The 14,017-nt window shown below is 40.1% G+C and carries 11 protein-coding genes; 6 read left to right on the top strand and 5 right to left on the bottom strand.

The window, feature by feature from the left end:
* The first annotated feature begins 460 nt into the window (after window positions 1-460).
* The 4 genes from tig (at window position 461) to ACP69Y_RS02050 (ending at window position 4,850) form a co-directional block, all read left to right on the top strand.
* Window positions 461-1,795 (top strand): trigger factor, encoded by a 1,335-nt coding sequence (tig, locus tag ACP69Y_RS02065; protein WP_425915711.1) that lies wholly within the window; start codon window positions 461-463, stop codon window positions 1,793-1,795.
* A gap of 193 nt (window positions 1,796-1,988) precedes the next feature.
* Window positions 1,989-2,594: an ATP-dependent Clp endopeptidase proteolytic subunit ClpP gene (gene clpP, locus ACP69Y_RS02060; protein ID WP_425915709.1), complete on the top strand. Its 606-nt coding sequence runs from the start codon at window positions 1,989-1,991 to the stop codon at window positions 2,592-2,594.
* Between the two features lie 27 nt (window positions 2,595-2,621).
* Window positions 2,622-3,932, top strand: a complete 1,311-nt coding sequence (clpX, locus tag ACP69Y_RS02055; RefSeq protein ID WP_425915707.1) for an ATP-dependent protease ATP-binding subunit ClpX — start codon at window positions 2,622-2,624, stop codon at window positions 3,930-3,932.
* A 204-nt stretch (window positions 3,933-4,136) separates the two neighbouring features.
* Complete coding sequence (locus tag ACP69Y_RS02050) at window positions 4,137-4,850, top strand: DUF2846 domain-containing protein (RefSeq protein WP_425915705.1); 714 nt, start codon at window positions 4,137-4,139, stop codon at window positions 4,848-4,850.
* Between the two features lie 112 nt (window positions 4,851-4,962).
* Here the strand turns inward: ACP69Y_RS02050 and ACP69Y_RS02045 are convergent, their stop codons facing one another.
* The gene (locus ACP69Y_RS02045) at window positions 4,963-6,489 is read right to left on the bottom strand and encodes a fumarate hydratase (RefSeq protein WP_425915703.1); all 1,527 of its coding nucleotides are present in this window, start codon (window positions 6,487-6,489) and stop codon (window positions 4,963-4,965) included.
* 599 nt (window positions 6,490-7,088) lie between these two features.
* Here ACP69Y_RS02045 and ACP69Y_RS02040 point away from each other — a divergent pair.
* Window positions 7,089-7,700: a class I SAM-dependent methyltransferase gene (locus tag ACP69Y_RS02040; protein WP_425916060.1), complete on the top strand. Its 612-nt coding sequence runs from the start codon at window positions 7,089-7,091 to the stop codon at window positions 7,698-7,700.
* A gap of 52 nt (window positions 7,701-7,752) precedes the next feature.
* Here ACP69Y_RS02040 and ACP69Y_RS02035 read toward each other — a convergent pair whose 3' ends face one another.
* Window positions 7,753-8,712 carry a GlxA family transcriptional regulator gene (locus ACP69Y_RS02035; RefSeq protein ID WP_425915701.1) on the bottom strand — a complete coding sequence of 320 codons (960 nt, stop codon included), beginning with the start codon at window positions 8,710-8,712 and terminating at the stop codon, window positions 7,753-7,755.
* 133 nt (window positions 8,713-8,845) lie between these two features.
* On the opposite strand from ACP69Y_RS02035, the gene ACP69Y_RS02030 reads away from it, so the two are divergent.
* On the top strand, window positions 8,846-9,730 hold the full coding sequence (locus ACP69Y_RS02030; protein WP_425915699.1) for an MBL fold metallo-hydrolase: 885 nt from the start codon (window positions 8,846-8,848) through the stop codon (window positions 9,728-9,730).
* Window positions 9,731-9,892: 162 nt separating this feature from the next.
* Here the strand turns inward: ACP69Y_RS02030 and pta are convergent, their stop codons facing one another.
* The 3 genes from pta to ACP69Y_RS02015 form a co-directional block, all read right to left on the bottom strand.
* Window positions 9,893-12,034 (bottom strand): phosphate acetyltransferase, encoded by a 2,142-nt coding sequence (gene pta / locus ACP69Y_RS02025; RefSeq protein WP_425915697.1) that lies wholly within the window; start codon window positions 12,032-12,034, stop codon window positions 9,893-9,895.
* A 55-nt stretch (window positions 12,035-12,089) separates the two neighbouring features.
* Window positions 12,090-13,307, bottom strand: a complete 1,218-nt coding sequence (locus tag ACP69Y_RS02020; protein WP_425915695.1) for an acetate/propionate family kinase — start codon at window positions 13,305-13,307, stop codon at window positions 12,090-12,092.
* A gap of 301 nt (window positions 13,308-13,608) precedes the next feature.
* The gene (locus tag ACP69Y_RS02015; RefSeq protein WP_425915693.1) at window positions 13,609-14,010 is read right to left on the bottom strand and encodes a hypothetical protein; all 402 of its coding nucleotides are present in this window, start codon (window positions 14,008-14,010) and stop codon (window positions 13,609-13,611) included.
* Window positions 14,011-14,017: the final 7 nt, after the last annotated feature.

The raw sequence follows: 14,017 nt of genomic DNA, 5'->3' as shown, positions 1-14,017 counted from the left end.
TTCTAGATGTCTTGTAATGAAATTACACAGAGTTCATCCGTTTTTGTTTTGGATGATAAATAGGATGAAAGGATTCTAGAAAAACGGCGTTAGTGAGTTATAAATTTTGCAACGCCATTCAAAAAGGGACTTTCAATAATTAAGATTGTTACAAGTTGATGCACATTTTTTCATTATTCCTAAAAGGGCGTGATGCAACTCTAATATAGGCTGTTAAATTAAATCAGCAAAGGAGTCAAAATTAAGGAAACTTTAAAAAAATTACGATTACAGCTAAAGCACATACAAAATGAACGTGTTTGGCCAATGAAATGTTAGAAAATTGAAATAAAAGCGGATTTTTATCAGAAGAAAGCTTAAAATTTAATGGTTAAATCATCCTGTTTTGTATATCTTCCAATGTTGTCATATAATATGGCACTTTCAAAATTGCAATTACTATTTCTATATCGAGGAAGCCATGCAAGTAACTTCTGAAGCGGTTTCGGGCGTTGCCCGTCGTTTAAATGTATCTGTACCGACGAGCCGTGTGAACGAGCAATTTGAAGCTCGTTTAAAACGCACTGCTAAAACTGTGAAGATCAACGGCTTCCGTCCAGGTAAAGTGCCTTTAAATGTTGTACGTCGTGAATATGGCGCAGGCATTTATCAAGAAGTTGTGAACGATGTAATTCGTGACACAGTATTCGAAGCAATTCAGCAAGAAAAAATCAATGCTGTTGGCATGCCAAACATTGATAAAGTTGAAAACAAAGAAGATGCTCTTGTTTACCAAGCAACTGTAGAAGTTTATCCAGAAGTTGAAGTGAAAGCTTTTGACGCTTTGGAAGTTGAACGTAAAACAACTGAAGTTAACGATAAAGACGTTGACCAAATGATTGAAAACCTTCAAAAACAACGTCAAACTTGGGCTGAAACCAAAGGCATGGCTAAAAAAGACATGCAAGTAACTTTCGATTTCGAAGGTACTGTTGACGGTGAGAAGTTTGAAGGCGGTACTGCTGAAGACTTTAAACTTGTTTTAGGTTCTGGTCGTATGATTCCTGGCTTCGAAGACGGTATCGTTGGTATGAAGAAAGGCGAAGAGAAAGTTATTGATGTAACTTTCCCTGAAGACTACCAAGCTGAAAACCTTGCTGGTAAAGCTGCGCAGTTCAAAATCACTGTTAAGCAAGTTGAAAAATCAAAACTTCCAGAAATTGATGCTGAATTCTTGAAAATCTTTGGTTTAACTGAAGAAGAAGGCGTTGAAAAATTAAAAGCTGACGTTCGCAAAAACATGAATCGTGAAGTGAAGAACGGTCTTCGTAACCAAGTTAAAGCGGCGACTTTTGACGCGCTTGTAGCTGCAAACGAAGTTGAAGTTCCTGAGTCTATGTTGGCTCAAGAGATTGACCGTCAACGTCAACAAATGATTCAACAATTCACTCAACAGTTTGGTGCTCAAGGTGCGCAAGCATTTGACAGCAGCATGCTTCCAGATGACTTGTTTAAAGAACAAGCTGAAAAAGCAGTTAAATTGGGTGTATTGGTCAGCAAAGTTTTAGCGGATGCTAAAATTGAAGTTGATGCTGCTCGCGTTGAAGCTTACATCGACGACATGGCTTCTTCTTATGAAGATCCGACTGAAGTGATTGAATACTTCAAAAATGACAAACAGCAACGTGCTCAAATTGAAGCGGTTGTGTTAGAAGATCAAATCGTTGATCACATTTTAGCGTCTGCTAAAGTGACTGATACAGCTGTAAGCTACGAAGAATTGTTGAAAGAGCAACAAGCTCGTCAACAAGGCTAAGTTTAGCTGATCGAAAAAAGGCGCATCATGCGCCTTTTTTTATATATGCAGCTTATCTTGAAAATATCCTGAATTCACAATGTGTATGCAAAAAATATCTGTTATTTAATTGGGAATATTTTGCAATTTCGACAATTATCCCTCATATTGTGAATATGGGTTGAGTAACAAAAAATTTAGGAATAAATAACGTATGTATGTTCCAACAATTGATAGCGCTTTAGTACCAATGGTCGTAGAACAATCTTCTCGTGGTGAGCGTTCTTTTGATATTTTTTCACGTCTTTTACGTGAGCGTGTCATCTTTATGAGCGGTGAAGTTGAAGACAACATGGCGAACTTAATTGTTGCGCAGATGTTGTTTTTAGAAGCAGAGAACCCAGATAAAGATATACACCTTTATATTAATTCACCAGGTGGGTCTGTGACTGCCGGTATGGCCATTTACGATACCATGCAATTCATCAAGCCTGATGTTGTGACTTACTGTATGGGTCAAGCAGCCTCTATGGGCGCGTTCTTATTGAATGCCGGTGCAAAAGGTAAGCGTTATTGCTTAGAAAATGCTCGTGTCATGATTCACCAACCACTCGGTGGTTTCCGTGGTCAAGCATCGGATATTGAAATTCACGCACGTGAAATTCTATTCATTAAAGAACGTTTAAACCGTTTAATGGCAGAGCATAGTGGTCAAGACTATGAAACTGTTGCAAGAGATACTGACCGTGACAACTTTATGACAGCACAAGCTGCTAAAGAATACGGTCTCGTGGATGAAGTGTTAAGTAAACGTCCATAATTTTCAGATTTTAATATTGGAGTAAATATGTCCGAACATCCTCAAGGACAAAAGCATTGTTCATTTTGCGGTAAAACGCAGTCTGAAGTCGGGAAACTGATTGCAGGTGAAGACGCTTACATCTGTAATGAGTGTGTGGACGTATGCTTAGATTTAGTCCAGACCAGTCAACAAGTTGAATCGGGTGATTGGGCAACTAAGCCTTTGCCAAAACCACATGAAATTCGTGCTGCATTAGATCAATATGTCATTGGTCAAGATGTTGCCAAAAAAACGCTTTCAGTTGCGGTATATAACCACTACAAACGTTTAAAAGTCACCAATTCAGGTCATAAATCTGATGATGCTGTAGAACTTGCGAAAAGTAATATTTTGCTGGTGGGACCAACAGGTTCAGGTAAAACTTTACTTGCACAAACTTTAGCACGTCTTCTCGATGTTCCATTTGCCATGGCAGATGCAACGACTTTAACCGAAGCAGGTTATGTGGGTGAAGACGTTGAAAACATCGTACAAAAACTTCTTCAAAAAGCGGATTACGATGTAGAAAAAGCGCAAAAAGGTATTATCTATATCGATGAAATCGACAAGATTACCCGTAAGTCTGAAAACCCATCGATTACCCGTGATGTATCGGGTGAAGGTGTTCAGCAAGCATTATTAAAAATGATTGAAGGTACGGTTGCTTCAATTCCACCACAAGGTGGTCGTAAGCATCCGCAACAAGAGTTCATTCAGATTGATACCTCGAATATCTTGTTTATTTGTGGCGGTGCATTTTCAGGTTTAGAGAAAATTGTACAACAACGTCAAGAAAAAGGCGGGATTGGTTTCACAGCAGATGTGAAGAAAAAAGACGAAAGTAAAAAATTGTCTGATTTATTCCGTCAAGTGGAAGCAAATGACTTGGTGAAATTTGGTTTAATTCCAGAATTCATTGGTCGTCTACCGGTTATTGCAACTTTGGAAGAGTTGGATGAAGAAGCACTTATGCAGATTCTGACTGAGCCAAAAAATGCCTTAACACGCCAATACCAATATTTATTCGGTATGGAAAATGTTGATCTTGTGTTTGAAGATTCTGCATTGCGCGCTATTGCGAAAAAAGCCTTAGAACGTAATACAGGGGCACGTGGTCTGCGTTCAATCCTGGAAAATTCTTTACTTGAAACCATGTATGATTTACCAAGCCGTACCGATGTTGGTACTGTGATCATAAATGATGCGGTGATTAGTGGTGAAGGAAAGCCAGAGTTAAAGGCAGAGCGTCAACCTAAAGCAGAAACTGAAGCTGTGCCTAAAGTAGATTTGAAAGTTGTAAATTCTAAATCTGCTTAATTCGCTATTCGTCTGAAACGTGCGGAAAACTGGTGTTTTCGCACGTTTTTTATTTCCAAAAATAAACTGTAATGTTAATCTCAAATCCTAAATGTGGATGTATAAATAAGATCAACTAACTCAAATTAATGTCGCGATCGATCTAGCGAAAAATTAAGTGTTTAATTGAGTACAAAAATAAAAAATACGCAGTGAGGGAAAATCATGCGTGGAGTCTGTATTGCAGTCTGTGCAAGTATTATTTTAATGGGTTGTCATGGCAAATCCGCTATTGAACATGCTCAAGCAACATCAACCTTAAAACCTGTAAATACTGAACATGAACCGAGTCTATTGGAACAATACCGTTTTGGTATGTTTACTATTGGTGGTTGGGTCAATCAAAAAGTAGGACAACGTTTTCGACCGGTACAAGCACAAAGTGAGCAAGCGGCCATTGTGTATATGTATCGTCCTGACAGTAAATGGAATCGTCAAGAAATTGTGGCATCCAGTCTTTTTATTAACAGTGAGCGTATTCCGAGTTTATTAAATAATCATTATTATTGGATTGAATTGCCCGCAGGAACCTATCGCTTGTCGACCAGCCGTCCTGTAGGTGTACAGCATTTTCAAAAGCCTAAATATTTAGATTTTACTGTGGAAGCAAGGCAGTCTTATTTTATTAAATATGATGAAGAAAATTTAAATACTCGTCGTGAAATTTCTGGACCTTTGGTTATTGTGCCTGAAAAAACAGGTTTAAACGAAATTGCATTTACCCAGTTAAAGTCAGAAAGTTTTAACTTTGTGGCCCAAGATTCAAATACAGGTAAGGTACGTAAAAAGGCTCAGAAGCTTAAACCTGTGAAATATGATCCTGCGGAAGATGTACAACTGACTACACCTTTTAAGTTATGGGATCCACGGACATGGTAAATACACATTTCTTAGTGTGAAACTGAAGGCCAGCAGTCTTATGTTAAGTAAGAAATATTTGTCTATAGACATAAAAAAAGCACCCATTCGGGTGCTTTTTTAGCTTGGAAAATTAAACCGCAGCAGCATCAACTACTGGAATTTTACCAATTTTTGCTTGCCAGATTTTTGGTGCAGTGGCATGGATAGAAGTACCATTCACGTCTACCGCTACAGATACCGGCATATCTTCAACAACAAATTTGTAGATTGCTTCCATACCCAGGTCAGCAAAAGCTACAACTTCAGCTTCACGAACAGCTTTAGAGACCAGGTAAGCAGCACCGCCTACAGCCATCAAATATGTCGCTTTATTGTCTTTAATTGCTTCAATAGCGGTTGGACCACGGTCTGCTTTACCAATCATGCCATATAAGCCAGTTGCTTCTAAAACTTGGCGAGTAAATTTGTCCATACGTGTCGCAGTGGTTGGACCAGCAGGACCCACAACTTCATCCCTAATCGGATCGACTGGACCAACGTAGTAAATAAACTTACCTTTAAGGTCTACCGGTAATTCTTCACCGTTATCTAACATTTCACACATGCGTTTGTGCGCAGCGTCACGACCGGTGTAGATTGTACCGTTAAGCAATAATGTATCGCCCGGTTGCCAAGAATTCATTTCTTCTTGTGTAATGGTGTCTAAGTTTACACGCTTAGATGTCGATGAATCCCAAGTTACAGCAGGATAGTCATCTAGTTTCGGTGCTTGAATATGCGCAATGCCTGAACCGTCTAACTGGAAATGTGCGTGACGCGTTGCAGCACAGTTCGGAATCATACCGACTGGTTTACCCGCAGCGTGGCAAGGGTAGTCTTTGATTTTGATATCAAGAACAGTGGTTAAACCACCCAAACCTTGTGCGCCAATACCTAAAGCATTTACCTTTTCGAAGATCTCGATACGGAGTTCTTCCATTTTGCTTTGTGGACCACGACGAAGCAATTCGTCCATGTTGATTTCTTCCATCAATGCTTCTTTGGCAAGCATCATGGCTTTTTCAGCAGTACCACCGATACCAATACCGAGCATACCAGGAGGACACCAGCCTGCACCCATCGTCGGAACAGTTTTAAGTACCCAATCCACGATTGAGTCAGATGGGTTCAACATGGCAAGCTTAGATTTGTTTTCTGAGCCACCACCCTTAGCAGCAACAGTAATGTCTACTTTGTTGCCTGGTACGAGTTTGTAGTGGATCACAGCAGGGGTATTGTCTTTGGTGTTTTTACGGCCAAAAGCAGGATCCGCTAAAACAGATGCACGAAGAATGTTTGAGTTTTCAAGATAACCCTGACGTACACCTTCGTTAATCGCGTCATCTAGGCTCATGGTTAAATCAAATTTAACGTCTAAGCCCACTTCAAGAAATACGTTAACAATTCCTGTATCTTGACAGATAGGACGATGGCCTTCTGCACACATACGAGAGTTAATTAAGATTTGTGCAATCGCGTCTTTTGCGGCTTTGTTCTCTTCACGATCATAGGCACGGCTCATCGCTTGGATAAAGTCTTGTGGATGATAGTAAGAAATGAACTGAAGCGCATCTTTTACCGATGTGATCAAGTCATCTTGCTTGATAATAGTTGTCATATCAAATATCTCTTGAGCGGGCTGTTAGCTAGCGGGCTAAATTATAAGATAAAAAGCAAGTTCTGTGGGCGTTTTGAGTGCTTTTTGGCCGAAAGTTTAATAGCGAATTGCAACTCAAGTTAACTGTCATTTTTGTAGGGATTTCTATCATAAATATGACAAAAGACTGTCATATTTCAGAGTAAATATTACATTTAAAACATAAATTAAAATATTTTGAACTTATTTTTCACTTAAATTATTGAAAAATAATAATTAATACAGTTATTTTGAGTTGTATTAAATATGATGGAACTGTCATAAAGTTGTCATAAAACTTTTACATAATGAGCGCATCAAATCTAAAGTGTAATAAGTATATGATTACTACAGTAGTTTCAATCGTTGGCTTTTCTTTATATATCGCAGCAACATGGATTTACGGTCAGAAAGAAGATCAAGCTTAAGCTCTATCTTCTTTTTTTTTGTTCTATTTTTTTCTCATTCTAATAACATTTTATAAAGTCAAATCTTTAAATCTTTAAATCTTTAAATCTTCAAATCTTCAAATCTCGATCTAAATCTGCGTATACTATTTTAAAAATATGAAAACTTCGATGATGAAAGATCAGTCTGAATTTGCACAAAATATAATTGAAATCTATAAAAAACATGCCCGTGCATGGACAGAATTGCGTGGTCAATTTCTTTATGAGAAAGCATGGCTCGATCATTTTCTTTCACTCCTTCCAGAGCATTCAACAATCCTTGATTTAGGTTGTGGTTCAGCGAAACCTATTGCTGCCTATTTAATTGCAAAAGGTCATTCGGTGGTGGGGATTGATAGTTCTGAGGTCATGATTGAAATGGCAGAACAAAACTTTCCTGAACAGCACTGGATTCAGGCAGACATGCGTCAGCTAGATTTAGGACAAAAGTTTCAGGGTATTTTAGCGTGGGACAGTTTTTTTCATCTGACTCCTGATGATCAACGGGCGATGTTCCAGAACTTTCAAAAACATGCCAAGCTTGGAGCGGCATTGATGTTTAGCAGTGGGCCAAGTCATGGAGAAGCGATTGGAGATATGTTTGGCGATGCTTTATATCATGCCAGTTTGTCGCAGGATGAATATCGGCAATTATTGAAAGATCATGGTTTTGAAGTGGTAAAAATGATGGCTGAAGATCAGGACTGTGCAGGGCATACCGTGTGGTTGGCGCAAAAGTTTTGATCAACTCATGCTAAATAAAAATAATTAAATAATCCGCCTAGAATGTGAAAAATCATTTTAAAAGCCCAATGCCAAAGTTTTTTCTCCATGCATGCGGGCTGGTGCCATATTTTTCACGGAAATTCTTCCTAAAAACCACTGTATTATTAAATCCTGCAAGCTCGGTGATTTTTTCAATCGACAACTGTGTGGTTTCCAAAAGTTCACAGCTATATCGAATTCTTTCCGTATTCAGCCATTCTACTAAGGTCATGCCAGTAGCTTTCTTAAAATGTCGTGTAAATGTCCGACGTGTCATGTGTGTTTGCTCAGCCAAGTCTTCAAGACGATGCTGATCTGCTAAATTCTTTCTTAAAAAATCAAGTAAGAGATTGATTTGTGCATCTTGACTCGACTTTGCCACGGGCTGTTCAATGAACTGAGCCTGTCCGCCCTCACGATGCGGTGGAATGACCATGACCCTCGATACTTTATTGGCAATTTGCGCATTATAAATTTCACGTACCAAGTACAGGCAGCAGTCCAGAGCCGCACCTGTTCCTGCAGAAGTAATGATTCTTTGATCTTCTACGTATAGCGCATCGCGATCGAGCTGAATCTGTGGAAAGCGTTCACTAAAATCGTGTTCAGCCATCCAGTGTGTCGCTGCCTTTTTATGATCGAGTAAACCTGCATAAGCCAGTGCATAGGTGCCATAGCATAGACCCACAATTTTAGTTCTAGTCTGATAAGCTTGATTTAGTCCATCTATAAGCACCTGTTCGGGCTTGTGATTCAAATCATCCCATCCCGGAATAATAATGACATCAGCATTCTGCATGAGTTCGATTCCGCCATCAGGAATAATCATCATGGATTGTTCTGTTGTTACCGGTTGACCGTCCAGCGAGAATATTTTCATCTCAAATAGAGGTTGATCTTCAAGTTTAATATTAAAAATAATGTGCGGAATAGAGAAATGGAAGGGATTGATATTTGGATAAACGTACAGTCCAATCATGGGTAGCGCCATTCAATCTGCCTCCTCTAAAATAATCAATATAGCATTTTGTCCCAATAGTTTCGATGATTGTCTTTAAGGACAATTTTTATCTATTTTGATTTCCATCATCATGCAAGCCTCAGTAAATGATTGGATATGTAATATGAATAAAATTTTAAGCAGCTCTTTTATTGCGCTCTCGCTAGCAACGGCTTCATTCAATTTATATGCGAATGACAAACTTGCTCAGCGCGATGCCTCTAAAGTTACGCATATACAAGGAATTCGTAATGCAACCATTAAGGTGACTTATGCCGACACGACATTTTTAATTGACCCAATGTTTGCCAAAAAGGGTTTCTATGAAGGCTTCCCGAATACTCATCGCAGTTTCCTTCGTAATCCATTGGTGGATTTACCGATTAAACCTGAAACGATTCTACAAGGTGTGGATGCAGTGATCGTGACCCATACGCATCTGGATCATTGGGATGAAGCAGCACAAGCCGCCATTCCTAAGAATATGCCTTTATTTGTGCAAAACAAAGAAGACCAGAAAGCCATTCAATCCCAAGGTTTTAAAGATGTTCATGTGTTAACACAGACAACTTTTGACGGGGTTAAATTGACTAAAACCGGTGGTCAACACGGTACTGATGCAATGTATCGAAATCCTGAGCTAAAAGCTGGTCTGGGTGAAGCAATGGGTGTGGTGTTTGAAGCAGCAGGGCATGAAACCGTTTATGTGGCAGGGGACACAATCTGGCGTGCAGAAGTTGATCAAGCGATCCAAACATTCAAGCCTGATGTGATTGTATTGAATACAGGTAATGCCTTGGTTAATGGCTTTAAAGAATCCATTATTATGGGTAAAGAAGATACTTATCGTGCAACGCAAAAAGCACCAAATGCCAAAGTGGTGGCTGTGCACATGGATGCCATTAACCATATGTCTGTGACACGTGCTCAACTTGCTGAGTATACCAAAGCCAAAGATATTCAAGATAAGGTATTAATTCCAATCGATGGTGAAACCCTGTCTTTCTAAGATCTTTTAAAAAAGTGGATGTCATATCCACTTTTTAACATCAGAAGATAATAAAAATCCCATAGTAGTCATGTATTCAACTAATACCCGTTAGATGAAATCTCTATAAAAAAAACCACCCAATTTTTCAATCAGATGGCTTGGAAAACTTGCTTTGAAAGATTATTGAGTAGCTTGTTGCTCGGCCTGAATTGCGGTTAGAGCAATGGTAAAGACAATGTCATCCACCAGTGCACCGCGTGACAAGTCATTTACCGGTTTGTTTAAACCTTGAAGCATTGGACCTACACTCACTACATTTGCAGCACGTTGTACCGCTTTATAAGTAGTGTTCCCTGTATTTAAGTCAGGAAAAATAAACACATTGGCACGACCTGCAACAGGTGAACCTGGTGCTTTAGATTGACCTACGCTTTCAACGGATGCAGCGTCATATTGAAGTGGACCATCAATCAGTAAATCAGGGCGACGCTCTTTAGCAATCCGTGTTGCTTCAGCCACTTTCTCTACATCTGCACCTGTACCAGAAGTACCGGTTGAATAAGAAATCATGGCAATACGCGGGTCAATACCAAAGGCTTTTGCTGAATCTGCCGATTGAATGGCAATTTCAGCCAGCTGTTCAGCATCCGGGTCAGGATTAATTGCGCAGTCACCATACACGTAGACTTCATCCGGTAACAACATGAAGAATACCGAAGATACCAGTGAATAATCCGGTGCAGTCTTAATCAGCTGGAATGCAGGACGCACTGTATTGGCTGTGGTGTGTACTGCACCCGATACCAGTCCATCGACTTGATCGAGGGCAAGCATCATGGTGCCGAGTACAACGGTATCTTGCAGTTGTTCACGCGCTTGTAATTCGTTAATTTTACCTTTACGCAATTCCACCATTTTCGGCACATAGTTTTCACGAATTAAGTCAGGATCGATAATTTCAAGATCATGCGGCAATTCGATATTTCGTGCTTTAGCCACTTCTATTACCGCTTCCGGTTTCGCCAATAAAACGCAGTTGGCAATTCCGCGCGATTGGCAAATTGCAGCTGCCTGAATGGTCCGAGGTTCATCACCTTCCGGTAAAACAATCCGTTTTTTTGCTGTAATGGATTTTTGAACCAACTCATGACGAAAAGCAGACGGCGATAAACGAGGCTTGTAAGAACCATTTAGCAGTAGGGCAATCCAGTCTGCATTCAGGTGACTGGATACGAAACGACTGACTTGCTCTGCCCGTTCAGTATCATCGACTGGAATTTCATTGCTTAAATTGGAAAGGCTCTGTGCTGTCTCAAAGGTGCTGAGCGGTGTGTGCAGAATCGGTAAACCATTTTTAATAGCAGTCTGGCAGAAAGCTAAAACCGAAGCATTTGGCTCATGGTGTTCAGTTAACACCAAGCCAGCTAGAGGAATACCGTTGCTGCTAGCGAGGCTACTTGCCAATAAAACATCAATACGGTCAGAGGCACTAATAATCAGTTCACCAGCCACAAATTTATTCAGTTCATGCTCAATATTCGAAGCAATCAGACTGCTATGTAATACCCGGCGCTGCGTGGCTTCACCCCGGTTAATCCATTCTGCTGAGATATGCGCAGCCAGATCGGAAATTCGCGGTACACTTAAAGTATCACTGAAGGGCACTAAGCCAATCACTGGAAGCTTTTCAGAACCAAGATGGGCATGCGTTTTTTGAAGTGCTGTAACAAATTTTTCGGTTTCACCAATCAGGCGTAAACTGGGATCAAATGTGACCGGAACCTGAGCAGAATCTTCATGCAAGCCCTTGGTACGCATAAACAAGATGCCGGCCATACGGGTAGAAGAGGCACCGCCAAAATAGCGTAACTGATTTTCGACTTTTTCCGCGCTCAATTCCGGCGTATTAATATCGGCATTGCTGACAATAATGACTTTGGCATCGAGTGCCTGCGCCAAGGTGGCATTCATTTCAGAGGCAAAAGCATCACGACTGTTCGGTAATAAGCCTTCAACAATAATCAGGTCATGGTTCTTGGCAATCTGACGATGCAGACGTACTGCTTCTTCAAGTAGCTCATCACTTTCATCTTGATTAATTTGCTGAATCAACTTGGTATAAGGAATCGGTTCAACTGTTTCACTATTTGATAAATGACGATACAGTGCTGTTGTACGATCTATGGGTTGATTTTTTTCTTGTGAAAAAGGTTTAAGAAAACCGGCTTTCACACCTTGGCATTCCAAAGCATAGACTAAACCTAGGCTGGCTGAAGTTAATCCTACGCCTTCCCCAGTTGGAACTAATAAAATTGTTTTCATGGCTTGATTCTAAATAAAAGGATTCAATGATGAGCATTATAAAATGTGCGATGGCTTAAGCCGTCGTAACATCTGCTTCAAACTTTTTTGCAGCTGCTTGACTAACCTCATTCACAACATTCTCGGTTTCTTGCGCAATGCGACCTTCTTCATCAGTAGGGACTACCCAAATTTGAGGGCCGGTACCTGCGTCAATACGACCTTCTGTTCCGCGTTTCAAGTTATCGTTTTGTTCTTTGCTTAAGTTAAAACCGAAGTGAGGGAGATATGCCAATGTTTTTTCACGGATATAGGCAGAATTTTCCCCGATACCACCTGTGAAGAACAGACCATCAATACGCGGCAAGCCACAGCTTAAGGCTGCAAGTGATTTAGCTAAACGGTAGCAAAATACTTCAATCGCAATGCTTGCATCTTCATTGCCCTGTTCAGAGGCTTCAATCAGGGTACGCATATCATTCGAAAGATTCGAAAGACCCAGTAAACCACTTTGATTATTCAGCATTTTATCGATTTTATAAATATCCCAGCCCAAGTTGCTTGCCAGGAAGCTATGAATACTTGGGTCAACATCACCACTACGGGTACCCATAACCACACCTTCTAATGGTGTCAGCCCCATAGAAGTATCCACACTTTGGCCATTCCAAATGGCACAAGTCGAGCTACCATTGCCGAGGTGAGCCGTTAACCAGCCACCTTGTTTAAAGCTGCCTGCCAGTTCTGAACCGCGTTCAGATACATAGGCATGACTGGTGCCATGGAAACCGTAACGGCGGACATTGTGCTCGGTATATAAGAATTTTGGCAATGCATAACGAAAAGCATGTTCCGGCATGGTTTGATGAAATGCTGTATCAAATACCGCGACTTGTGGCAACTGTGGAAACAAACGCATGGTTGCGTCAATACCGACTAAATGTGCAGGATTATGTAAGGGTGCAAGTGGTGTTGCCTCACGAATACGTTGTACGATTTCTTTAGTGAGTAATTCTGCTTTGGTCAACGTACCGCCATGTACTACACGGTGGCCAATGGCTTGAGGATTATATTGTGATAGGCGCTCTAAAATGGTTTCCAGTGCTTTTTCATGATCAGCATAGGGAATAGAAAGTTCGAGTTGCTCACCGCCAACAGTGATGCCTTTAATGCGTGCATCAGCAGAACCTAGATTTTCTGCCAAACCAAAGATACGATCTTCACGGTGCTCAGAAACTAAAGCATATTTGATAGAAGAAGATCCGCAGTTAATCACTAATACTGATGTAGTCACGTTTATATACCCGAATTCTAATTGAAATAATTATCCCTTATTGATCACGATGCAATGTTGTTATGATGCAATCTTGATCAGTATGAATGTTTTATCATGGGTTTTTTATTGCTCCTAGATAGACTTTAGGAGATTAGACTTAAGCATTATCGACCGGTTGCATAATAATAATTAAAATTTATCATTTCATAGATTTCATTTATTAATAAAATAGTACTCAATCCTAAAGTGTGTCGTCTGTATGAATTATAACCATAACATGAGCGATCAATTTTGAGCAGCAAATCATGTTGTTTTAATATTACTTTTGATACTTTATTTCTGACCAGCGTACGATCACATAAGCAATCAGTGCAACCATAAAAAAGACCAGCATCATCCAGGCCAAGCCCTGTAGAGTTTCTATAATCGTCCGATAAATCTCGAGCACCCATCTTTCCTGGGTAAGTTCAATCACAATTTTTTTGTCATTATCGGTATAGGTGAGTGGCGTGATGTATTTTTCCATATCGTAAATACGAATGCCGGAAGATGTACCGACCACCATGCCGGCAAATTTGGTGTATTTTGCCCATGCTTCATGAATGGGATCGTTAATTATTCGCGCCAGAATTTGATTGATAGAGTGGGAAAAAATTTTCATTACGGCAAAAGAGACCAGTAATGCCAATACGAATGTACAGATCATTAAATAATAAAACATTGCATAT

The sequence above is a fragment of the Acinetobacter sp. TSRC1-2 genome (genome assembly GCF_049895885.1).
In the GTDB taxonomy this organism is placed as follows: Bacteria; Pseudomonadota; Gammaproteobacteria; order Pseudomonadales; family Moraxellaceae; genus Acinetobacter.
This window is presented reverse-complemented; position numbering and strand designations above follow the sequence as displayed.